The organism is Campylobacter sp. BCW_6873 (assembly GCF_001762365.1).
Taxonomy (GTDB): Bacteria; Campylobacterota; Campylobacteria; order Campylobacterales; family Campylobacteraceae; genus Campylobacter_D; species Campylobacter_D jejuni.
The window spans coordinates 107,016-127,894 of sequence record NZ_MJWS01000027.1 but is presented as its reverse complement, the minus strand read 5'-3'; the positions used below and the strand labels follow the sequence as shown (position 1 = coordinate 127,894).

General features: G+C 29.7%; 26 protein-coding genes. 11 read left to right on the top strand and 15 right to left on the bottom strand.

The window, feature by feature from the left end; all coding sequences use genetic code 11:
- Positions 1 to 2: 2 nt before the first annotated feature.
- The 5 genes from greA to AJ932_RS01340 all read right to left on the bottom strand — a co-directional run bounded on the left by greA (position 3) and on the right by AJ932_RS01340 (position 4,015).
- Positions 3 to 488 (bottom strand): transcription elongation factor GreA, encoded by a 486-nt coding sequence (gene greA, locus AJ932_RS01360; RefSeq protein WP_070233686.1) that lies wholly within the window; start codon positions 486 to 488, stop codon positions 3 to 5.
- 11 nt (positions 489 to 499) lie between these two features.
- On the bottom strand, positions 500 to 1,594 hold the full coding sequence (gene lpxB, locus AJ932_RS01355; RefSeq protein WP_070233685.1) for a lipid-A-disaccharide synthase: 1,095 nt from the start codon (positions 1,592 to 1,594) through the stop codon (positions 500 to 502).
- 210 nt (positions 1,595 to 1,804) lie between these two features.
- The gene (locus AJ932_RS01350; protein ID WP_044779556.1) at positions 1,805 to 2,377 is read right to left on the bottom strand and encodes a cytochrome c oxidase subunit IV; all 573 of its coding nucleotides are present in this window, start codon (positions 2,375 to 2,377) and stop codon (positions 1,805 to 1,807) included.
- 14 nt (positions 2,378 to 2,391) lie between these two features.
- Positions 2,392 to 3,198: a cytolethal distending toxin subunit B family protein gene (locus AJ932_RS01345; protein ID WP_070233684.1), complete on the bottom strand. Its 807-nt coding sequence runs from the start codon at positions 3,196 to 3,198 to the stop codon at positions 2,392 to 2,394.
- 16 nt (positions 3,199 to 3,214) lie between these two features.
- The gene (locus AJ932_RS01340; protein WP_070233683.1) at positions 3,215 to 4,015 is read right to left on the bottom strand and encodes an RICIN domain-containing protein; all 801 of its coding nucleotides are present in this window, start codon (positions 4,013 to 4,015) and stop codon (positions 3,215 to 3,217) included.
- A gap of 479 nt (positions 4,016 to 4,494) precedes the next feature.
- On the opposite strand from AJ932_RS01340, the gene surE reads away from it, so the two are divergent.
- From surE to AJ932_RS01325, 3 genes are read left to right on the top strand one after another with little or no spacing between them, the layout of a single operon-like run.
- Positions 4,495 to 5,271, top strand: coding sequence for a 5'/3'-nucleotidase SurE (gene surE / locus AJ932_RS01335; protein ID WP_070233682.1), 777 nt, complete (start codon positions 4,495 to 4,497; stop codon positions 5,269 to 5,271).
- The gene (locus AJ932_RS01330) at positions 5,261 to 5,926 is read left to right on the top strand and encodes a ThiF family adenylyltransferase (protein ID WP_083261771.1); all 666 of its coding nucleotides are present in this window, start codon (positions 5,261 to 5,263) and stop codon (positions 5,924 to 5,926) included. Before surE ends, AJ932_RS01330 begins: the two co-directional genes overlap by 11 nt.
- Entirely contained in the window at positions 5,923 to 6,696 is a 774-nt protein-coding gene (locus tag AJ932_RS01325) for an OXA-184 family class D beta-lactamase OXA-614 (protein ID WP_070233680.1), read from the top strand. The genes AJ932_RS01330 and AJ932_RS01325 overlap by 4 nt, the downstream gene beginning before the upstream one ends.
- On the opposite strand, the gene AJ932_RS01320 is transcribed toward AJ932_RS01325, so the two are convergent.
- Genes AJ932_RS01320 through AJ932_RS01290 form a run of 7 tightly spaced genes read right to left on the bottom strand, consistent with a single transcriptional unit; the run spans position 6,652 to position 11,828 of the window.
- Positions 6,652 to 7,533 (bottom strand): sulfate/molybdate ABC transporter ATP-binding protein, encoded by an 882-nt coding sequence (locus AJ932_RS01320; RefSeq protein ID WP_070233679.1) that lies wholly within the window; start codon positions 7,531 to 7,533, stop codon positions 6,652 to 6,654. The genes AJ932_RS01325 and AJ932_RS01320 overlap by 45 nt on opposite strands.
- Positions 7,530 to 8,204, bottom strand: a complete 675-nt coding sequence (gene modB / locus AJ932_RS01315) for a molybdate ABC transporter permease subunit (protein WP_070233678.1) — start codon at positions 8,202 to 8,204, stop codon at positions 7,530 to 7,532. The genes AJ932_RS01320 and modB overlap by 4 nt, the downstream gene beginning before the upstream one ends.
- Positions 8,197 to 8,598, bottom strand: coding sequence for a molybdopterin-binding protein (locus AJ932_RS01310; protein ID WP_070233677.1), 402 nt, complete (start codon positions 8,596 to 8,598; stop codon positions 8,197 to 8,199). Before AJ932_RS01310 ends, modB begins: the two co-directional genes overlap by 8 nt.
- Positions 8,595 to 9,344: a molybdate ABC transporter substrate-binding protein gene (gene modA, locus AJ932_RS01305; protein ID WP_070278324.1), complete on the bottom strand. Its 750-nt coding sequence runs from the start codon at positions 9,342 to 9,344 to the stop codon at positions 8,595 to 8,597. Before modA ends, AJ932_RS01310 begins: the two co-directional genes overlap by 4 nt.
- A 50-nt stretch (positions 9,345 to 9,394) precedes the next feature.
- Positions 9,395 to 10,081, bottom strand: coding sequence for a malonyl-ACP O-methyltransferase BioC (gene bioC, locus AJ932_RS01300; RefSeq protein ID WP_070233675.1), 687 nt, complete (start codon positions 10,079 to 10,081; stop codon positions 9,395 to 9,397).
- Positions 10,078 to 10,689: a pimeloyl-ACP methyl esterase BioG family protein gene (locus tag AJ932_RS01295; RefSeq protein ID WP_070233674.1), complete on the bottom strand. Its 612-nt coding sequence runs from the start codon at positions 10,687 to 10,689 to the stop codon at positions 10,078 to 10,080. The genes bioC and AJ932_RS01295 overlap by 4 nt, the downstream gene beginning before the upstream one ends.
- The gene (locus tag AJ932_RS01290) at positions 10,686 to 11,828 is read right to left on the bottom strand and encodes an aminotransferase class I/II-fold pyridoxal phosphate-dependent enzyme (protein WP_070274992.1); all 1,143 of its coding nucleotides are present in this window, start codon (positions 11,826 to 11,828) and stop codon (positions 10,686 to 10,688) included. The genes AJ932_RS01295 and AJ932_RS01290 overlap by 4 nt, the downstream gene beginning before the upstream one ends.
- A 67-nt stretch (positions 11,829 to 11,895) precedes the next feature.
- Here AJ932_RS01290 and AJ932_RS01285 point away from each other — a divergent pair, with 67 nt between their 5' ends.
- Positions 11,896 to 13,179: an adenosylmethionine--8-amino-7-oxononanoate transaminase gene (locus tag AJ932_RS01285; protein ID WP_070233672.1), complete on the top strand. Its 1,284-nt coding sequence runs from the start codon at positions 11,896 to 11,898 to the stop codon at positions 13,177 to 13,179.
- On the opposite strand, the gene AJ932_RS01280 is transcribed toward AJ932_RS01285, so the two are convergent.
- From AJ932_RS01280 to AJ932_RS01270, 3 genes are read right to left on the bottom strand one after another with little or no spacing between them, the layout of a single operon-like run.
- Positions 13,166 to 13,771 carry a dethiobiotin synthase gene (locus AJ932_RS01280; protein ID WP_070233671.1) on the bottom strand — a complete coding sequence of 202 codons (606 nt, stop codon included), beginning with the start codon at positions 13,769 to 13,771 and terminating at the stop codon, positions 13,166 to 13,168. The two genes, AJ932_RS01285 and AJ932_RS01280, sit on opposite strands and share 14 nt — an antisense overlap.
- 9 nt (positions 13,772 to 13,780) lie before the next feature.
- Positions 13,781 to 14,095 (bottom strand): DMT family transporter, encoded by a 315-nt coding sequence (locus AJ932_RS01275; RefSeq protein ID WP_002794052.1) that lies wholly within the window; start codon positions 14,093 to 14,095, stop codon positions 13,781 to 13,783.
- Between the two features lie 2 nt (positions 14,096 to 14,097).
- The gene (locus tag AJ932_RS01270) at positions 14,098 to 14,436 is read right to left on the bottom strand and encodes a DMT family transporter (RefSeq protein WP_002892867.1); all 339 of its coding nucleotides are present in this window, start codon (positions 14,434 to 14,436) and stop codon (positions 14,098 to 14,100) included.
- 131 nt (positions 14,437 to 14,567) lie between these two features.
- On the opposite strand from AJ932_RS01270, the gene AJ932_RS01265 reads away from it, so the two are divergent.
- Genes AJ932_RS01265 through hisC form a run of 7 tightly spaced genes read left to right on the top strand, consistent with a single transcriptional unit; the run spans position 14,568 to position 20,872 of the window.
- The gene (locus AJ932_RS01265; protein ID WP_002791314.1) at positions 14,568 to 15,104 is read left to right on the top strand and encodes a 50S ribosomal protein L25/general stress protein Ctc; all 537 of its coding nucleotides are present in this window, start codon (positions 14,568 to 14,570) and stop codon (positions 15,102 to 15,104) included.
- Positions 15,101 to 15,646, top strand: coding sequence for an aminoacyl-tRNA hydrolase (gene pth, locus AJ932_RS01260; protein ID WP_002892865.1), 546 nt, complete (start codon positions 15,101 to 15,103; stop codon positions 15,644 to 15,646). The genes AJ932_RS01265 and pth overlap by 4 nt, the downstream gene beginning before the upstream one ends.
- 1 nt (position 15,647) lies before the next feature.
- Positions 15,648 to 16,706: an LptF/LptG family permease gene (locus AJ932_RS01255; protein WP_070239976.1), complete on the top strand. Its 1,059-nt coding sequence runs from the start codon at positions 15,648 to 15,650 to the stop codon at positions 16,704 to 16,706.
- A gap of 43 nt (positions 16,707 to 16,749) precedes the next feature.
- Entirely contained in the window at positions 16,750 to 17,958 is a 1,209-nt protein-coding gene (gene lysA, locus AJ932_RS01250) for a diaminopimelate decarboxylase (protein ID WP_070278322.1), read from the top strand.
- Position 17,959: 1 nt separating this feature from the next.
- On the top strand, positions 17,960 to 18,721 hold the full coding sequence (locus AJ932_RS01245; protein ID WP_070239980.1) for an HAD-IIA family hydrolase: 762 nt from the start codon (positions 17,960 to 17,962) through the stop codon (positions 18,719 to 18,721).
- Entirely contained in the window at positions 18,715 to 19,788 is a 1,074-nt protein-coding gene (pheA, locus tag AJ932_RS01240; protein WP_070239982.1) for a prephenate dehydratase, read from the top strand. The genes AJ932_RS01245 and pheA overlap by 7 nt, the downstream gene beginning before the upstream one ends.
- A complete protein-coding gene (gene hisC, locus AJ932_RS01235) occupies positions 19,778 to 20,872 on the top strand; it encodes a histidinol-phosphate transaminase (RefSeq protein WP_002922251.1) in 1,095 nt (364 codons plus the stop codon). Before pheA ends, hisC begins: the two co-directional genes overlap by 11 nt.
- The last annotated feature ends 7 nt before the right edge of the window (positions 20,873 to 20,879 follow it).

Sequence of the window (20,879 nt, the reverse complement as noted above, 5' to 3'; positions counted from 1 at the left end):
CCTTAAAATTTCAAAGGCTCATAATTTATAGAAAGGATTTCAAATTCACTCTCACCTTTTGGCAAACGCACTTTAAAATCATCTCCTTCTTTTTTCCCAAGCATAGCTTTTGCTATTGGAGATGCGATGGAAATATAACCCTTATCTAAATCTCCTTCGCAAATTCCTACTAGAGTATATTTGCTTTCTTTTTCTGTATCCAAATCCATGATCACAACACTTGAGCCAAATTTCACACTATCATGTTCATAGCTTGAAGGATCGATCACTTGAGCTCTTGCTAGCAAGTCACTAAGCTCTGCCATACGACTTTCTATCAAAGCTTGCTTTTCTCTTGCAGCATGGTATTCCGCATTTTCTTTCAAATCCCCGTGACTTCTTGCTGTATCGATTTCTATTACAACAGCAGGGCGTTGATTGTCTTTTAAATCTTTTAATTCTGCGGCTAACTTATCATAGCCAAATTGACTCATTGGTTCTTTTTGCATGATTTATCCTTTTATATTTCGTTTAGGATTTTTGCTAAATTTTTAGCACTTCCAAATTGTAAATATTCTTTTAAAAAATCAACTTTAGCAAAAAATGCCTTATAATCATATTTATTGTAAGCTTCATATAAATTTAAAACATTGACTTTATCTTGTAAAAATTCAGGATTTAAAGCTTCTTTTCCAGCAAAATCACAAAAAATATTTGCAAGTCCTATGTGTTTTAATTTTACAAAAAGTTTTGCGATAAAAATATCAATCGCTTTTGCTTTGTAAGTAAGAACAAAAGGAGTTCCCACTAAAGCCGCCTCTAAAGTAGCCGTTCCACTACAAATAAAAGCAAAATCAGCTTTTTTAAGCACTTTTGGAGTGTTACTTTCTATTTTAAATTCACTAATATCACCATAAATTTCTAATTTTTCAAGATTAAATGGGGGAACGCAAAGAATTTTTTCACCCTTAAATTTTTGCGAGAGTTCTTTAAAAATAGGCATTAAACGCCTAATTTCACTACGCCTTGAACCTGGTAAAAAGGCTATAGTTTTTTCATCATCTTTTTTTGAAAGTGCATGATTAATGTCTTCTTTATTTTTAAATTCTTTTATCTCATCTAAAAGCGGATGGCCTACATAAGTGCTTTTGTTAAAAAACTGATTATCAAAGGGCAAAATAGAAGCTAAAATATCAAAATGACTTTCTATGATAGGTATGCGACCTTTTTTCCACGCCCAAACTTGAGGTAAAATATAATAAATGCGTGGAATTTTACTGCCTGCTTTTTTTAAAGCCTTAGCAAAAGGTATGTTAAAAGCGGGCGAATCTATACATAAAATCCCATTTATTTTTTGAGTAAAACTTAAATTTACAAGTTCTTTTATAGCTTTTTTTCCTTTAAAAATCAAAGGCAAAACTTCTATGAAACCCATGGCACTAAATTCATGTGAGCTATAAAGCGGCTTAGAATTTAGATCGAATTCTTTACATAAGCTCTCATCATAAATCCCATGAATTTCAAATTTACCAAAGTCTTTTTTATAAGCTTTTAACACTTCTTTTAAATGCAAATTTGCCGAAGGTTCTAAGGCACAAACTAAAAAGGTTTTCAAAAAAATTTCCTTATAAATATTTTAAATATTTTAAATATTTTATCTTATTTTGGCTTAATTAAAAGAAGTTGTGGAAAAATACACGCTAAAAGTGTATATGAAGGTTTATTTTCTCCAGTAGTATTTTTTGAAAATTATTTATTTTTTGCATCGATTTATTAAATATTTTAATTACTCACAAGCTTATTATTTTAGCTTGCTTGCAAGTAATTAATAAATAGGGGTTGCTTCTATAATGGCTGGGGTAAAAAACATTAATTCATTTAAATCTAAAAATAAAGCTGGATCTAAAGTACATGGTTGTATACCAAAACGTTTTTCTATTGGAACATTTGGATTATAAAATATTTTCATACATTCTCTTCCACCTTCAACTAAAGATCTTATTTGAACTGCTGAGCTAGTTGTTGGCATAATAGAAAATATAGTTTCTAACTTTCCATCTTTTAAATCTTGTTTGCATGATTTCCCTCCAAAAAAACCACTTTCTAGTATCGCCAAACAAATATCATCATCGTTTGGATTTACAAATTGCACATAACCAAAGTGTAACAATTCTCCTAATTCATCTTTTTGTTTTAATTCATCGCTAAGTATAATTTCTCTTAAGATCCAATTTTGGTCTTTTAAATCTTCCGAAGTCTCTCTAAAAGGGCTTAAACTAATTCCTGTCTGTAAGGATCTAATAGCAAACATTGGTGTAAAATCAGATAAATCGCCAGGTTCTTCGATAGATTTAGATAAGCTTAATAAAACTAATATTAAAATAACAATTTTTTTCATAACAACACCTTATATTAAAAAAATTTTCTAAAATTCACAGGAAAATGATCTGAAGCTAAAAATGTTCTAAGTCCAGCAGCAGCTAGTATGGCTAGTATAGCTGGGGGAGTATATCTTCTAGTTGTATCAGAATTTCCTGTAACAGCGTAATCAAGAACACCACCACTTGCTTGAGTATAAGAAGCAGGAGAAACAAAATATATACGATCCCTTAATCCTCGATCTAATAAAGATGCTAATGAGCCTGGATTTCTATTAAAATCTCCCAAGATCATCCAATTAATTTGAGGCATGTTTCTAAAATGCATATCAACAGCAGTAACTATAGCACCTGCATCATTTCCTCCTCTTGCTAAAGCATGTGCGTTGAAAAATACATCATTGCCAATACGGATTCCTATGATAGGTCTTGAAGCAACGGTTGGAGGAGGTAATACAATTACTTCATCCGCTTGTCTTCTACTTACTATTGCCATATTAACTCTATTTGCTCCTACATCAACTCTTGAATAATATATAAAAACTGAATTAGGACGAGATAAGGTTCCTAGATTCCATTCGTATTCATGGATAGGAATACCCACCCCAACAGGTTGAACTTGTCTTTGTGTCATTACTGCAGTGGATGGTAAAACACCTGCTTCTTGAATAGCTAAGACATCCATAGGATTGCTTCCCGTAACAAGTTGTCTAATACTAATATTCCATTTACTTTCTGTTGATGCTGAAGAACCTTGTAAATTCCATGTTCCAGCATTATAATCTTCTAAAGAAGCAAAGCTTAAATTTATACTTAAAATGATTAATAATATTTTTTTCATAATTAACTCCAAAAATTTATCTATAGGGACTATGAGTAGCATAAGTAGGCGGTGCTATATACCACTGTCTATCTAAATTTTTTTCTCCTGATTTTAAACAATCAGTAAGAAATATTTTATAATAACTAAAATCAAATTCTTTCATCACATCATTTATAGGCGTTTGAATGCATTTTTGAGTTGCGTAATTATAAATTTGGTAAGCACCATTACTCATAGGAAATAATATCCAAAATTGAGCAAAATTGCTTTGATCGCAAGGGTAATGGACAATCCCTTCGCCATAAGCATTGAGACATGTAAGCGTCTTAACGTTTTTAATCATAACTTTGTTTTGAGGAAATTCTATGATTTGCCAGACATTTGCATCGCCAAAAGGTATACTTGAATATAAAGTATAGCCCCATATCCAATTTCCGGGTCTTAAAGCCCATACAGTTAAAGCAGCTCCTGATGGACCCATTATGGTTACAAAATCACTAGGATATCCTCTATTTTCATATACAGATGCATCATTAAATTTTCCATTTGATTGTAATCTAGGCGAAGGTCCTTTAACAAAATCATTACCTTTAAAAGTATTTGTTTTTATTACAGGTGGTTCTAAAGGAACATCTTTTGGTATCAAATCTGAACCATCAACTAAAGCAGGAGTTTCTTGTTTGGCTGGTATTGTAGGTGTTTTTCCTATTTTAAGTGGATCGCTATCATGCAAATCACCGTAAGATCGTCCCAGAGGATTAAGCTCTTTAGAAGAGCATCCGATAAAAAATATCAATAATAAGCTTAATACTATCATAGAATGAAATTTTTGCATTTTTTCTCCTTGAGTGAATTAAGATATTGATAAGTATAATAATATAATTTTAAAAATATATAAAAAATTATAATTTAAGATTAAATAATTGTCTTCTATAAAAGAATAAAATTTTAATTTTTTGGAAAAATTATAGTTATAAAAAAATATATTAATATCAAAATGAAAGTTAATTTTAATAATAAAAAAAGTTTTTTTATTATTAAAATTTAAGCTATGGAATTTTAAGTTTTTAAGAATAAAAATATAAATGAGTATGGAATTCAAAATATTTGAACACTAGAAGAGTTACGATTAAAATCGTGATTCTAAAGTGTAGATTGGACTAAATAATAAAAATTAAGTTAATTTTGAGTTAATTGTGAATTACTTTATTGAGTTGAGAATAAAAGAATTAATTATAAAGAACATTCCGATATAGCTTTATTTGTATTTATTCTTAAAGCTTTTTATGTTAAAATATCCAATAAGGAAAAGCAATGAAAGAAATTCTTATCACTAATGATGATGGCTATGAGAGCAAAGGACTTAAAAAACTCATTAAAATGTTAAAAAAAGAATTTAAAGCCAAGATCACCATAGTAGCTCCTGCTAGTGAAAAATCAGCTTGTTCACATTCCATAACTCTAACTAAACCTTTGCGTTTTGTTAGAGTAGGAAAAAGATTTTACAAGCTTGATGATGGTACTCCAGCAGATTGTATTTATCTTGCACTTCACGCACTTTATAAAACACGCTTGCCTGATCTTGTAATCAGTGGGATTAACAAAGGAGCAAACGTAGGTGAAGATATTACCTACTCAGGAACTTGTGCAGGAGCTATGGAGGCGGTTTTACAAGGAATTCCTGCTATCGCTCTTTCTCAATTTTATAAAAAAAGCGAAAAAGAACTAGACTATAAAAATGCTTTAAAAATTACCAAAAAAATCATTCAAAATATTTTTGATAAAGGTTTTCCTTTGGAAAAAAAAGAATTTTTAAATATCAATTTTCCTGCAAAATCAAAAATCAAAGGCATTAAAATTTGTAAAGCAGGCAAAAGGGTTTATAATTTTGAAGCCCACTCAAATGTCAATCCAAGAGGAGTTGAGTATTATTGGCTTGCAGCAGCGAATTTAGACTTTGAAGATGAGAAAAATAGCGATATTGTCTTACTTAAAAAAGGCTACGCTACAATAACCCCTATAATGCTGGATCTTACAGCTTATGAAAAAATGAAAAAAGTTAAAAAATGGTTAAAGGCAAATGATGAATGATAGATTTACACGTATAAAATGGCTAGTTGGAGAAGAAAAATTTCAAAAAATTTCACAAACAAAAGTTTTGGTTTGCGGACTTGGTGGAGTGGGTGGAATTTGCGTTGATGCACTTTATCGTAGTGGTTTTAAAAACCTTACTTTAATCGATGCGGATAAATTTGAAATCACCAATCAAAATCGCCAAATTCATAGCGAAAATATAGGCGAAGAAAAAGCTAAAGTATTTGAAAGAATTTATAAGGCTAAAGGTATAGTCAGCAAAATCGATGAAGATTTTTTAGAAAAATTTGATTTAAGCGAGTTTGATCTTATCATAGATGCCATTGATGATATCCCTGCAAAAGTAGCTTTGGCTCATCTTATAGATTTTAAAAAACAAATTTTTATCTCTTCAACAGGTGGAGCTAGAAAGCTTGATCCAACACGCATTAAAACTACAAGTATTTTTAATACTCACGGCGATACTTTAGCGAAAAAATTTCGTTATGAACTTAGAAAATCAGGCTTTAAGGGAAATTTTGATGTGGTATTTTCTGATGAAGAAGCACATTGTAAAGATTTAGGTTCTTTTATGGGTGTAACAGCTTCTTTTGGTTTGGCTTTAGCAAGTTTAGCAATGAGAAAAGTCTTATCAAAATATAAAGAGCAATGAGAAATTTTATTGTATTTATATTGTTTTTGAATATAGCCATTGGAGAGGATAAAATACTTGGTAATTTTTTTAAAGATTGTAATACAAGTGGGACTTTTATAGTCTTTGATGGAAAAAATTATGCAAGTAATGATTTTCAAAGAGCTAAACAAACCTTTTCTCCTGCTTCAACTTTTAAAATTTTTAATGCTTTAATTGCACTTGATAATGGTGTAGTTAGAGATACAAAGGAAATTTTCTATCATTATAAGGGTGAAAAAGTATTTTTGCCCTCTTGGAAACAAGATGCTAGTTTAAGCTCAGCCATAAAACGCTCTCAAGTGCCTGCTTTTAAAGAATTGGCAAGAAAAATAGGACTTAAAACCATGCAAGAAGGCTTAAATAAACTTTCTTATGGAAATACAAAAATTTCAAAAATCGATACCTTTTGGTTGGATAATTCTTTACAAATTTCTGCAAAAAATCAAGCTGATTTGCTTTTTAAACTTTCGCAAAATTCTTTACCTTTTTCCAAAAAAAGTCAAGAAGAAGTTAAAGAAATTATTCTTTTTAAGGAAGATAAAATCCAAAAAATTTATGCTAAAACAGGTTTTAATGATAATATCAATTTAGCTTGGATTGTTGGATTTGTAAAGACTGAAAACAAAATTTTATCTTTTGCTTTAAATGTTGATATAAAGGACATTAAAAATATTAAAATAAGGGAAGAATTATTAAATAAGTATTTAGCTAATTTTTCCAACAATAATAGGATTAAAAGCTTTTACTGAAAGTATGAGAGTATCGCCTATTTTTATATCTTGATAAGCTTTTAAAAATTCCTCTTCACTAAGAGTAATTTTAATAATGTCTTGATTTAAAAGCAAGGTTAAAACCACTAAAATATCACTTTTTTTAATTTCTAACAAAGTTGCACTCAAACGCAATTTTGCACTAATACTTGAATGAGTAAAAAATTCATTTTTAGGAAAATCCTTAATGATTTTTCCATTCCTAAGCTCTAAAATTCTATGACTTAACTTATAAATTTCAGCTAAATCATGACTTACCAATAAAGTACTTATCTTAAAATACTCTAAAATTTTAGCCAATTCATCTTGTAAATTGGCGCGCATTTTAAAATCCAAAGCACTCAAAGGCTCATCTAAAAGCAAAATTTTTGGTTCCCTTGCTAAAGCTCTTGCTAAAGCTACTCTTTGTGCTTGTCCTCCGCTTAAATGTTTAGGATAAATTTTAGCTAAATTTTCAAGTCCCATTAAGGCTAAAAGCTCGCTAACCTTTGCTTTAGAACTAGCGGCATAGGCGATATTTTCTTTTACATTCATATTTGGAAAAAGCGCATAATCTTGAAAAACAAAACCAATTTTTCTTTTTTGCAAAGCTAAACTAAAATTTTTTGAAGAATCAAACCAAAGTTCATTATCTACTTCTATACGCCCCAATTTAGGCTTTATAAGTCCTGCTATGATTTTTAAAAGAGTGGTTTTTCCTGCTCCACTTTCGCCAAAAAGTGCGGTAATTTTTCCTGATTCTATATCTTTTTTAAAATTTAAATCCAGTCTTCCTTTGGCGGTATTCATAGGATGATTGATATCAATTTTTATCATTGAAAACTCATTTTTTTATTGACAAAATAAAGACTAAAAAGCACTAAAAAAGAAAAAATAAACAATATAAAAGCATATTGATGGGCTAAGCTATAGTTTAAGATCTCAAGCTCATCATAAATAGCTATACTAGCTACTAAAGTTTCACCTTGTTTATGTCCTCCTATCATCATCACGACTCCAAATTCACCCACAGTATGGGCAAAACTCATCGCACAAGCACTAAAAATTCCTGCTTTAGAATTAGGCAAAATCACTCTAAAAAGAGTGTAAATTTTACTTTTACCTAAACTATAAGAAGCATCGAGTAAATTTGGATTGATCGATGAAAAGGCACTTTGCAAAGGATTTACCATAAAAGGCAAAGAAAAAATCAAAGAAGCAAAAACAAGACCTTCAAAACTAAAAACCAAAGAAAGATTAAAATATTCTTTTAAAACTTGCCCTAAAAAACTATTAGCCGAAAAAGTTACAAGCAAATAAAATCCCAAAACACTAGGAGGTAAAATCAAAGGCAAAGAAATAAAGCTTTGAAGGATTGTTTTAAAAGGAAAACGCACAAAACTTAACAAATAAGCTAAAAAAACACCGATAAAAAAAAGAATAAAAGTCGTGATAAAAGCAAGTTTAAAAGTAAGATAAAGGGTTTGTAAAAAAGCTGGTTCAAGCACTATGACTCCTTAATACAATATCATTTGCTTTTACAAAACAAAGCCATTCTTGATTTTCACAAAGTTCAAGTTCTAAGGCTTTTTCTTTGGTGATGATACTAGAAAGCTCATTACCCTTAAAATCAAAAAATACCTGATACAAAAGTTCGCCTTTTTTAATTTTTGTAATTTTAGCTAAAAAAGAATTTTCAACACTTAAAAGAGTTTTGCTTGTGCTAAAACAAAGCTCATGCTCTTTAAAAAGAAGTTCTACACTCGCACCAATTTTTAAATTTTCTAAAGACTTTAATTCAAGCATTAAAACACTAAAAATCACTTCTTTAGAAAGTATTTTAACAATAACTATATCCTCTTGATTTAAAAGCTCGTAAATTTGTCCTTTTATAAGGTTCATGGTGTGCTAAATCCGTATTTTTTAAAAATCTCTTTTGCTTTTGAAGAGCTAATAAATTCACTAAATTCAAAGGCTAATTTTTTATCCTTAGCATATTTTGTGATGACATAACTTTGCTCTAAAGGACTAAAATACTTTGGATTAATAATACTTGTTTTACCTTTAGGATGATTGATAGGAGAAACTAAAGAATAAGCCACTATAGCTATATCTGCATTTTTACTATCTACATGTAAAACAGGCACTGAGATATTTTCGCCTAAAACGATTTTGTCTTTAAAAAGCTCATTTAAATCCAAATTTTCAAGCACTTCTTTAGCTGCTACTCCATAAGGAGCTACTTTAGGATTGGCTATGCTTAGATGCGTGATTTTACCTGCCTTTTCTTTTAAATTTTCAATGCCTCTTTGGAGTAAATTTTCATCCAAACTATACAAAGCCAAAACTCCTAAAACATAAACTTTTGGCTTTATTAAGGCATTTTTATCATCATAAATAGCCTTAGTATATTTAGTATCCGCTGAAAAAAAGAGATCAAATTCTCTTCCTTGTTTTAAAAGTTCATAATATTTTCCAGAAGCACCAAAAACCAATTCTATTTTATCTTCTGGATGTGTTTTCAAAAACTCATCTTTAACTTCACTCATTGCCTTTGAAGCTGAAGAAGCTACAAAAATGCTTAAATTTTGTGCATTTAGATGTAAGGTAAAAAACAAAATCCCAAAAAATACTATAAACTTTTTCATTTAGTTTTCCTTGTGTAAAAATTTAATTTTTGGATTATAACACAAAAAATTCATTTTATATCATTTTTGCATAAAATAAATACAGGATGATAAGTGAGTTTGTTTTGAAATTTTTCTTCAAATTCTTTTAAAAAACTTTTATTTAAAGGATAAAATCCTAAAGAATTTACACCGCTAAATTTTAAATGCCTAAAAACATCTAAAGCATTATCAAAGCTTAATTCTATGAGTTCTTGAGTAATTTTTACCTCATTAAAATAGACTTTAAAAATTTGCTCTAATTCATTTAAGCTAAAATAATTTAAACCAAAACCCGTGCTTTGCTTGATTTCTTTTAAATTTTGTTCTGCAAAAGTAGAAAGAAGTAAAATCCCATTTTGATTTAGCATATCCCTAAGACTTGGTAAAATGCGTTTTAAATCAAGCCATTGCAAAGTTGCATTTGAAACAATAAGATCAAATTTCTCTTTACTTAAATCTTGTTTTGCAATTTCGTTCATATCAAAAATTAAAATATTAGAATTTTCTTTAAAATCTAAAATATCGTTTTTTAAATATTCATCAAAAGTAATGAAATTTTGAAGTTTTTTGCTCAATTCACCTCTACCGCAACCAAATTCAAACACTTTTTCAAAATGTGAAATTTTTAAATCTTTTAAAATTTCACAAAGTTTTAAACCCATAAAATCTTGCACTTTTGCATGTTTTTCATAATCTTTTGCTTTTAAAAAATTCAAATTTCATCCCAAGTTTTAAAATCAAAAAAAGCAAAATGCGGTTCATCTAAAAAAATAAGTTTTGAAAAAGCATTTTTTAAAGTATTTGGTGGAAAAATTTTATCTTCTTTACTTGAATAAACCTTATCCCAAAGCAAATTTTCTTCTTGTTTTGTTAAAGCAAAGTCAAAAAGTTTTTCAAGTTCTATTTTTAAAGCTTTTTCATCTTTAAAAATAAAATCTTTGACTAAGCTTTTGCGTTCTTCAAATAAAACTTCTTTGAAATTTTCTAATTTAAAATTTTGCAGGGTTTTTTTAAAAATTGTAGGATGAATTCCTTTTGATTTATCTATACCTAAATTTGTGCCATTTATGGCTATTTTTTGTTTAAAATTAAGCTCTTTTAAAAGTCTATTTGCTACGCAAACCCCCATAGAAAAAGCGATTAAAAAAAGTTCATCAAAAGCTTTGAAATCAAAATTTAAATCAAAATTTTCATAATCATAAAATAAAATCACATTTTTATTGCTTTTTAAATGCGAAAAATGACTAGGATGTGAAGCAAATCCCCCAAATATCACTATAAGTTTTTTTGAATCAGGATTTTTACATAAAAATTCATATTTCATAAAAGCTCTATTATCCTTTCAAGTTCTTCTGTGTTAAGTCCTGCATGTAAGGAAAAACGAATTCTGGCTTTATTCTTTGGCACGGTAGGTTCTTTGATCGCAGGAGCAAAAAATCCAGCTTTTTGGAGTTTTTGTGAAATTTCTAAGGCTTTTTTATTTTCACCTAAAAGCAAGCAAATAATATAAGCATCGCCTAAAACAGTGTGATTTTTTTCTTGCAATTTACTTTTAAAAAAAGTACTTAAAAACTCTAATTTTTCTCTTTCTTTCTTAAAATAAGGCATTTTTTTAAAAATAAATTGCGTCCAAGCTACATTAATAGGTGGCAAGGCTGTAGAATAAATAAAAGCTCTAGCTTTGTTGATGAAAAATTTTTTATATTTTTCATCACATATTATACAAGCACCTATGGAAGCAATGGCTTTACCAAAGGTAAAAACCAAAAAATCCACTTCATTTTCCAAGGCTAGTTTTTTAACAAGCCCCAAACCTTCTTCATCAAAACAACCCACGCTGTGTGCTTCATCTATATAAAGCTTAATTTTATCATAACGTCTTTTAAGCTCACACAAAGTTTTAAAATCGCTAAAATCTCCATCCATACTAAACAAAGCTTCGCTTAAAACGATGATATTTTCATATTTATCATAATGTTTTTGGATTAAACTCTCTAAATGATTCATATCTTTATGATGAAAACGAAAAAAATCAGCTCCGCCAAGTCTTAAACCATCAATCATACTTGCATGAATAAATTTATCGGTTAAAAAAAGCGTCTTAGAAACGCTAGAAAGTGCTGCTATACAAGAGATATTTAGATGATAACCACTATTAAAATGTAAAATTTCCTTATCTTTAAATTTAGTCTTTAAAAAACTTTCTAATTCTTCATAAATTTCAAAATTTCCACTCAAACTTCTTGAACTCGAACTTGAAAAAAATAAATCTTGCTCTTTTAAGGTGTTCAAAAACTCAGCTTTTAACTCTTTAGAAGACGCCAAATAAAGATAATCATTTCCTGCTAAATTTAAAAGTTTTTGATCTTGCTTATAAACAAATTTATTTTCATGTTTTAAAGGCGTTAGAGTTCTTAGATTGTGATTTTGCTCTAGATCTTGCAAAATTTTTTCAAGCTTCATTTTTTTCCTGTAAATTTAAAAATTTAAAGTATTATTTTGCCAAAATATTTTTAAAAAAGAAGTTATGATGCAAAATCAAATCTTAAAAAATCTCGATTTAAAACACATTTGGCACCCTTGCACACAAATGAAAGATCACGAAACTTTACCTTTAATCCCTATAAAAACAGCAAAAGGCGTGTGGCTTTATGATTTTGATGATAAAGCTTATATGGATTGTGTGAGTTCTTGGTGGGTAAATCTTTTTGGTCATTGTAATGAAAAAATCGCAAATGCCATTAAAAAACAAGTTAATGAGCTTGAACATGTGATTTTAGCAGGTTTTACACATGAGCCTATCATCAAACTTTCGGCTAGACTTTGTGAAAAAGTGGGGCGTGATTTTAATAAATGTTTTTATGCAGATAATGGCTCAAGTGCCATTGAAGTAGCACTTAAAATGAGTTTTCATTATCATTTAAATAAAGGTTTGAAAAAAAATAAATTTTTATCCCTAAGCAATTCCTATCATGGTGAAACCTTAGGGGCTTTAAGCGTAGGCGATGTTGCGCTATATAAAGATACTTACAAAGCCTTGCTTTTAGAGTGTTTAAGCACTCCTGTGCCACAAGGTAAAGACTATACTAAAGAGCTTGAAATTTTAAAAGATATTTTAGAAAAACACTCGAGTGAAATTTGTGCTTTTATTCTTGAACCCTTGGTGCAATGTGCGGGAAATATGCACATGTATGAAGTTGGTTTTATCGATGAAGCGATCAAGCTTTGCCATGATTTTAATGTGCAAGTGATTTTTGATGAAATTGCAGTGGGTTTTGGACGCACAGGAACTTTGTTTGCCTTGCATCAATGCAAACAAAGCCCTGATTTTATCTGTCTTTCAAAGGGAATTACAGGAGGATTTATGCCTCTTTCTGTGGTGCTTACAAAGGATGAAATTTATAATGCCTTTTATGCACCTTATAGCGAGCAAAAAGCCTTTTTACATTCTCATAGTTATACAGGAAATACTCTAGCTTGTGCAGCGGCTAATGCGGTTTTAGATATCTTTGAAAATGAAAATATTTTAGAAAAAAATCAAATTTTAAGCGCCTTTATCCAACAAGAATTTTCAAAACTTAAAAAATTTGATTTTTTAGGAAATTTTAGAACTTGCGGAATGATTAGTGCTTTTGATATTTTAAGTTATAAATATGAACGCGTGGGGCTTTTTGTATTTCAAAAAGCCTTAGAAAAAGGTTTGCTTTTAAGACCTTTGGCAAATACGATTTATTTTATGCCTCCTTACATCATCACAAAAGAACAAATCGTTTATGTAGTAGAGAGTTTAGAGCAGATTTTTAAGGAATTTTAAGTTGTAAAATTTCTTGCATTTGTTCTTTAAAATCTTTATTTAAAATACTATTTTCATCAAAAAAATCAAGATTGATTATAGGAATTTTTGCATAATTTTTTATAAAATCATCTTGTAAGATATCTTTTTTACCCATCATCACAAGGGCTAAAATATTGATATTTCTTTGCTTTAAAGCTTCAATGCTAAGCAAGATATGATTAATACTTCCAAGATAGTATTTTGCTACTAAAATCGTAGGGTGTTTAAAAATATTCATAAAATCAATCATAGTGTAATTTTCATCCATAGGAGAAAAAAGCCCACCCGCAAGCTCAATAAGTAGGTTTTTGCTTTTTGGTAAAATGATATCTAAGGCTTTATAATCAAGCTTTTCTTTGATTTTTCCAAGATGAGGAGAAGCTGGAGTTTGCAAAAAAATACCTTCTTTAAAAATCTTTGTTTTTGGGCTAAATTTTGCAATAAAATCGCTATCTGTTGGAGTTCCTGCTTGAATGAGTTTAAAATAGTCATAGTTAAAATTCGCGCAAAAAGCTGCACTAAAATGTGTTTTTCCTACATCAGTATGTATTCCACTCACATAAATTTGCACAAAAAATCCTTAAGAAAGAAATTTTAAACCTACTGTACAAGCAATAATCACAGCGATTAAAAAAAGTTTTAAAAAACTTTTACTTTCTTTATAAAAAAGTACTCCTATCATTACCCCACCAGCAGTTCCAGCTCCTGTCCATATAGCATAAGCAACACTCATAGCGATATTTTGCATACTTAAGCTTAAAAAAGTAAAAGAAAATCCAAAACACACAATCAAAGCCAAAAGGTAAAGCTTGTTTTTAGTGCTTACAAGTTCTTTCATGATCACCACACCAAAAATTTCACAAGCAGTAGCTAAAAACAAATAAAACCATTCCATAACTAAGCTTCCTTGCTTACCCATTTAAGGGCTATAATGCTTAAAAGTAAAATCGCTATAAGCACAAGTTTAACTATAGAAACAGCCTCGTTAAAAATAAACATTTCATTTAAAACCACCCCAACAGTGCCAATGCCTACAAAAACACTATAAGTAATACTTACTTCAAGTCTTTCACAAGCTTTTAAAAAGCAAGTAAAAGAAATACAAACCCCAATGGCTGTTAAAATATAGTGCCAAATTTCTGTAGAATACTTAAGTCCGCTTACCCAAAAGCATTCTATAATCCCACCTAAGATTATTAAAAACCAAGCTATATTGATATTGAATTTTTCATTCACATGAAGCCTTAAATTAACATAATTTATAAAACAAATTATATCTTAAAGAAATTAAAAGAAGCTATAAATTTACTTTTCCATAAGCCAAAATTAGATATAATCAAAGCTCATTTTTTAAGAAAGGACAAAAGATGTTAGAAGGTATCGTTAGAGAGAGTATCGGTAGAAAAGCTGCTAAAGCTTTAAAAAGAGATGGTTATCTAATCGCAAACATCTATGGAAAAGGATTAGAAAACATCAATGCCGCTTTTAAAGTAAATGAGTTTATTAAGGAAGTTCGTAAAAAAACTACTTTAATTTTTGATGTAAAAGTAGGTTCTCAAACTTTAAGCGTTGTAGTTGTGGATTATCAAAAAGATCCTGTAACTGCAGAACTTAAACATGTGGATTTAAAAGTTGCACAAAAAGGTGTGATTTCTAAATACATGGTTCCAGTTAAAATCACAGGAACAGCTATAGGTCTTAAAAATAAAGGTGTTTTAATCCAATCAAAAAGAAGATTAAAAGTAAAATGTGCAGCTGAAAATTTGCCAAATTTCTTCGAACTTGATGTAAGTAAGCTTGATGTGGGTGATGCTTTGCTTGTTCGTGATATTGTAGTTCCTGCGGGAGTAACTATGATTGATGCTGATAGAGTAGCGGTTGTAGGTGTAGAAAAAGCTAGATGATTTTAGTCGTAGGGCTTGGCAATATAGGCGTAGAGTATGAAAATACCCGTCATAATGTCGGTTTTATGCTAATTGACTTGCTTTTAAAAGAAAGCAATTTTACAAATCTTACAAACTCTAAATTTAAAGGAGAACTTTTTAAAATAGGTTCTTCTTTGCTTCTTCTTAAACCTAGTACTTATATGAATAATTCAGGACTTAGTGTAAAAGCAGTGAATGATTTTTATAAATGCGAAAGAATGATAGTTATCCATGATGATATAGATATAAATTTAGGAGCCTTGCGCTTTAAAAAAGGCGGTTCAAGTGGTGGACATAATGGGCTTAAAAGCATAGATACTTTATGTGGAAATGATTATGAAAGAGTGCGTATAGGAGTGGGAAAGGGTGAAAATGTGATTTCCCATGTTTTGGGCAAGTTTAAAGCCGAAGAAGAAATAACTTTAAGCAAAGTTTTAGAGCATACAAAAAAAGCTTTGCTTGAGCTTATTGAAAATGATGATTTGTCTGCTATATCATCTAAATACAGCCTAAAGGCTTAAGATGTGGATATTTTTTCGTTTTATTTCAGGGATTTATCTAAAAAATTTTTTTATTATATTTTTTTCTTTACTTGGTTTTTATTGTGGTATTGATTTGCTCTTAAATTTTAAAGATCTACCAAAAGCCGCAAATCTTGATTTGCTTTATATTATGTTTTTATCTTTCTCGGCAGTACCTTATGTATTACCCATTTCTTTGATTTTTGCCTTGGTAGTTTCTTTGATTTCCATGATCAGGGCAAATGAATTTGTAAGTCTTTATGCATTAGGACTGAGCAGAAATTATGTTATTTTATTTCCTTTTTTATGGGCTTTATTTTTTTGTTGTATTTATATAGGATTGAATTTTACTTCTTTTGCTTATGCAAATGATTATAAGAGAAATATTTTAAAAAATGGCACTATTATGAATCAAAGTGGAGAAGTGTTTTTGAAATTTAACAATAATTTTGTTTATATTTCAAAGATAAATCATGGACAAAATAGTGCTCAAAATATAAAAATTTTTAATATCAATGATTTAAATTTAAGCTCTTTTGTAAGTGCTAAAAATGCCCATTTTGAAGGTGAAAGTTGGATTTTGCGAGATGGTAATATTACATTATTACCTAAAAATTATGAACTTGCTAATGATGGTTTAAAGATACAAGATTTCTCCGAGCTTAAATCACTTGAGGGTTTTAAACCAAAGATTATAGAAGGGGTTGCTAGTAATAGTGATTATTCAATATCTGACGCACTTGAAAGTTTTGAGCTTTTTAAGGCGCAAAATGTCAATACAGATGCTCTTAAAATCAATCTTTATAAATTTGTTTTTACTCCTTTTTTTGCACCATTTTTAATGCTTATTATGTATTATTTTTTTCCTGTAATAGCAAGATTTTTTAATCTTGCTTTTGTAACTTTTATAGCTTTTGTAGTGACTTTGATGATTTGGGGAGTCTTGTTTTTGCTTACTAGATTAAGCGAAAATAGTGTGATTGCAAGTGAAATTGGCATTGTAGTGCCTATTATAATTTTGGGTTGTTTAAGTGCTTATATGTATTATAAGCATCGATAAATTAAGCTTTGTGTAGTAAAATTATAAAAATTAAAGGTTAAATATGGATTATAAACAATTAAAGCAAGAATTTAATACTCCTTTTTATATTTACAATTTTGATTTCATAAAAGAGCGTTTTTTAAATCTCAAAGAGGCTTTTAAGGCTAGAAAATCTCAAATTTTTTATGCTGTAAAAGCCAATTCAAATTTAAGTTTGTTGCAAATGCTTGCAAATTTAGATAGTGGATTTGATTGTGTGAGTATAGGCGAGGTAAAGCGTGCCTTAAAAGCAGGGGCAAAAGCTTATAAGATTATTTTTAGTGGAGTAGGAAAAACCAAAGAAGAGTTAAGACAAGCTTTAGAATATGATATTTTATATATTAACCTTGAAAGCGAAGCTGAAATGATGCTTTTAGAAAGTGTGGCTAAAGAACTTAATCTAAAGGCAAGAATTAGTATTCGTGTTAATCCAAATGTTGATGCAAAAACTCATCCTTATATTTCTACAGGATTAAATGAAAATAAATTTGGTGTTGAAATTGATATAGCAAGAAAAATGTATCTTTATACAAAAAATTCATCTTTTTTAGAGCCTGTTGGAGTGCATTTTCATATAGGTTCGCAACTTTTAGATATTTCTCCTATTCATGAAGCAGCAGCCATTGTCGCAAAACTTGTAAGAGAGTTAAAAGCCTTGCAAATCGATCTTAAATTTTTTGATATAGGCGGTGGCTTGGGTGTGGCTTATGAAAAAGATGAGTGTGAAGTTGATCTTTATAATTATGCACAAGGTATATTAGCACAACTTCATGGGCTTGATTTAACCATAGGAATGGAGCCTGGAAGGTATTTAGTTGCTAAAAGTGGAGAATTTGTTTGTTCAGTACTTTATGAAAAACAAAATAAAACCAAGCGTTTTGTTGTAGTAGATGGAGCGATGAATGATCTTATACGCCCAAGTTTATACGAGGCTTATCATGAAATAATCTTACCTTATACTCAAGCCCAAGAGAGTTTATGTGATGTTGTAGGTGGAATTTGTGAGAGTGGAGACTTTTTTGCTAAAGCAAGGTCTTTACCTAGCACTCAAAGTGGTGATATAATGGTTATTAAAAATACTGGAGCTTATGGTTTTAGCATGGGTAGTAACTACAATACTCGTAATAAAGTTTGCGAATTAGCCCTTGAAGAAGGACAGGTAAGATTGATCCGTCAAAGAGAAAATTTTGAAAATCAAATCGTTTTAGAAGAGAAATTTTTAAAGGCTTAAAATGTTTTTTTTAGATGTTCAAGGGACTTTAATTTCTGATCATGATAAGAGTTTAATCCATGGTGCTAAAGAATTGATCGATTTTTTAAATGCAAAAAATCTTCCTTATGTTATTATTACTAACAATACAAAAAAACTTGATTTTTTAGAAAAATTACAGCAAAAAGGATTGGCTATAAAAGAAAATGCTTATATTGATCCTTTTAGCGTTTTAAAACACCTTTTAAAACCTTGTAAAGTTGTGGCTTTTGGTGCAGATGAGTTTGTAAAAAGTCTTGAAAATCTTGGTTTTGAACTTGATTTTGTAAATCCTAGTGCTGTGCTTGTAGCTAGTTATGATGATTTTAAATTTAAAGATTTTGCTAGTATGATAGAATTTGCTAGAAGAGAAGTTAGGTTTATAGCTATGCACGAAACTAGCATTTATAAAAAAGATGGCAGGCCTTATCCTGGTGTAGGTAGCATTATGGCTATGCTTAAAAATGCTATTGATTTTAAATACGAGGTTGTGGGTAAGCCTAGCATTGCTTTTTATAAAGAAGCTTTAAATTTGATAAGAAGACAAAATTCAAAAATCGATTTTGAAGATATTAAAATCATTAGTGATGATTTTAGAGGAGATTTGCTTAAGGCAAAAGAACTCGGCATGAAAACCTTGTTAGTTTTAAGCGGCAAAATAAGCGACACAAAAGGGCTTGATACGGATTTGCTTGATGGAGTTTATCCTAGTGTTTTTGAGTTTTTAAAGGAGCTAAAATGCTAAATTTAGAAGAATTTAGAAATAAAATCGATGCGGTTGATGATAAAATTTTAGAACTTTTAAACGAAAGAATGACTTATGTTAAAAGCATAGGCGAGCTTAAACAAAGTAGCGGGGGAAGTATTTATCGTCCTGAGCGCGAAAGAGCCATTATCAATCGTTTAAAAAATGCAAATTTAGGACTTTTAGATCAAAATGCCATAGAGGCAATTTATCAAGAAATTTTTGCAGTTTCAAGAAATTTAGAAATGCCTCAAACTATAGCTTATTTAGGGCCTGAAGGAACTTATACTCATCAAGCAGCAAGAAGTCGTTTTGGAGCGATGAGTCGTTATATAGCCTTGGCTAATATCGAAGATGTTTTTAAAGAGTTAAGCAACAAAGAAGCAAAATACGGTGTTGTGCCTATAGAAAATAATACCGAAGGTGCAGTAGGTATTACTTTAGATTGTCTAGGTAGGTATAATGAGCTTAAAATTTTTGGTGAAATTTATATGGATATTCATCATTCTTTTGTGGGAATTAATGAAAATTTAAAAGAAATCAAACGTATTTATTCGCATCCACAAGGTTATAATCAATGTCGTAAATTTTTAGAAAGTCATGAACTTAGTGCTATAGAATTTGTTCCTTCAAAATCTACAGCTAATGCGGCTTATCTAGCTTCGCAAGATAAATATGCAGCAGCAATTTGCTCTAAAATAGCGGCTAAGCTTTATAATGTGCCTGTGCTTTTTGATAAAATAGAAGATAATGCAGCCAATAAAACAAGATTTTTAATTTTAAGCGATATTAAAAATCCTAAAATGCCAAATTGTAAAACTTCTATTTTAGCACACACAGCACATAAACCTGGGGGGCTTAGCTTTTTATTAGAGCAGTTTAAAAAAGAAAATATCAATCTTACCAAGCTTGAATCTCGTCCTGTAAAATCAAAAGAATTTTTACACAGTTTTTATATAGATTTTGAAGGGCATATTGATGATGAAAATGTAAAAAAAGCTTTAAAAGATATACAAGAGATTGTTTGGCTTGGATCTTATTTATCAGGAGAGAAAGATGAAATTTAATGAATTTTTAAATCATTTAAGCAATTATGAACCCGGCAAAGATATAGAAGTTATTGCTAAAGAATATGGCGTTAAAGAAGTGATAAAATTAGCAAGTAATGAAAATCCTTTTGGCACGCCACCAAAAGCTATAGAATGTTTAAGACAAAATGCAAACAAAGCCCATCTTTACCCTGATGATAGTATGATAGAACTTAAAAGCACATTGGCTCAAAAATACAAAGTTCAAAATGAAAATATTATTATCGGTGCAGGCAGTGATCAAGTGATTGAATTTGCTATACATGCTAAGTTAAATTCTAAAAATGCTTTTTTGCAAGCTGGAGTTACCTTTGCTATGTATGAAATTTACGCCAAACAATGCGGTGCAAAGTGCTATAAAACTCAAAGCATTACTCATAATTTAGATGAGTTTAAAAAGCTTTATGAAACGCACAAAGATGAAATTAAACTCATTTTCTTATGCTTGCCAAACAATCCTTTAGGCGAGTGTTTGGATGCAAGTGAAGTGACCAAATTTATTAAAGGTGTGGAGGAGGATTGTTTAGTTGTGATTGATGCAGCTTATAATGAATTTGCAAGTTTTAAAGATAGCAAAAAACATTTAGAACCTTGTGAATTGATTAAAGAATTTGACAATGTACTTTATTTGGGAACTTTTTCTAAGCTTTATGGATTAGGAGGCTTACGCATTGGTTATGGCATAGCTGATGCTAGTATTATTAGTGCATTTTACAAGCTTCGTGCGCCTTTTAATGTGAGCAATCTTGCTTTAAAAGCAGCAGTTGCAGCAATGGATGATGATGAATTTACTGAAAAAACTTTAGAGAATAATTTTTCTCAAATGGAGCTTTATAAAGAATTTGCTAAAAAACATAATATCAAAATCATTGATAGTTATACAAATTTCATCACTTATTTTTTTGATGAAAAAAATAGTACAGATTTGTCTGAAAAATTGCTTAAAAAGGGTATAATAATAAGAAATTTAAAAAGCTATGGTTTAAATGCTATACGCATTACTATAGGAACATCTTATGAAAATGAAAGATTTTTTACAGAATTTGATAAGATTTTAAGATAGATATAAA

Excerpts from the sequence above, each read along its gene's own strand:
- AJ932_RS01285 (WP_070233672.1), top strand. The coding sequence starts at position 11,896 with ATGCAAAATCAAATCTTAAAAAATCTCGATTTAAAACACATTTGGCAC.
- AJ932_RS01290 (WP_070274992.1), bottom strand. The coding sequence starts at position 11,828 with ATGAAGCTTGAAAAAATTTTGCAAGATCTAGAGCAAAATCACAATCTA.
- AJ932_RS01255 (WP_070239976.1), top strand. The coding sequence starts at position 15,648 with ATGTGGATATTTTTTCGTTTTATTTCAGGGATTTATCTAAAAAATTTT.
- AJ932_RS01345 (WP_070233684.1), bottom strand. The coding sequence starts at position 3,198 with ATGAAAAAAATATTATTAATCATTTTAAGTATAAATTTAAGCTTTGCT.
- AJ932_RS01275 (WP_002794052.1), bottom strand. The coding sequence starts at position 14,095 with ATGGAATGGTTTTATTTGTTTTTAGCTACTGCTTGTGAAATTTTTGGT.
- surE (WP_070233682.1), top strand. The coding sequence starts at position 4,495 with ATGAAAGAAATTCTTATCACTAATGATGATGGCTATGAGAGCAAAGGA.
- AJ932_RS01330 (WP_083261771.1), top strand. The coding sequence starts at position 5,261 with ATGATGAATGATAGATTTACACGTATAAAATGGCTAGTTGGAGAAGAA.
- greA (WP_070233686.1), bottom strand. The coding sequence starts at position 488 with ATGCAAAAAGAACCAATGAGTCAATTTGGCTATGATAAGTTAGCCGCA.
- hisC (WP_002922251.1), top strand. The coding sequence starts at position 19,778 with ATGAAATTTAATGAATTTTTAAATCATTTAAGCAATTATGAACCCGGC.
- AJ932_RS01265 (WP_002791314.1), top strand. The coding sequence starts at position 14,568 with ATGTTAGAAGGTATCGTTAGAGAGAGTATCGGTAGAAAAGCTGCTAAA.
- pheA (WP_070239982.1), top strand. The coding sequence starts at position 18,715 with ATGCTAAATTTAGAAGAATTTAGAAATAAAATCGATGCGGTTGATGAT.
- AJ932_RS01350 (WP_044779556.1), bottom strand. The coding sequence starts at position 2,377 with ATGAAAAAAATTGTTATTTTAATATTAGTTTTATTAAGCTTATCTAAA.
- AJ932_RS01295 (WP_070233674.1), bottom strand. The coding sequence starts at position 10,689 with ATGAAATATGAATTTTTATGTAAAAATCCTGATTCAAAAAAACTTATA.
- AJ932_RS01340 (WP_070233683.1), bottom strand. The coding sequence starts at position 4,015 with ATGCAAAAATTTCATTCTATGATAGTATTAAGCTTATTATTGATATTT.
- pth (WP_002892865.1), top strand. The coding sequence starts at position 15,101 with ATGATTTTAGTCGTAGGGCTTGGCAATATAGGCGTAGAGTATGAAAAT.
- AJ932_RS01245 (WP_070239980.1), top strand. The coding sequence starts at position 17,960 with ATGTTTTTTTTAGATGTTCAAGGGACTTTAATTTCTGATCATGATAAG.
- lysA (WP_070278322.1), top strand. The coding sequence starts at position 16,750 with ATGGATTATAAACAATTAAAGCAAGAATTTAATACTCCTTTTTATATT.
- AJ932_RS01325 (WP_070233680.1), top strand. The coding sequence starts at position 5,923 with ATGAGAAATTTTATTGTATTTATATTGTTTTTGAATATAGCCATTGGA.
- AJ932_RS01310 (WP_070233677.1), bottom strand. The coding sequence starts at position 8,598 with ATGAACCTTATAAAAGGACAAATTTACGAGCTTTTAAATCAAGAGGAT.
- modA (WP_070278324.1), bottom strand. The coding sequence starts at position 9,344 with ATGAAAAAGTTTATAGTATTTTTTGGGATTTTGTTTTTTACCTTACAT.
- AJ932_RS01320 (WP_070233679.1), bottom strand. The coding sequence starts at position 7,533 with ATGATAAAAATTGATATCAATCATCCTATGAATACCGCCAAAGGAAGA.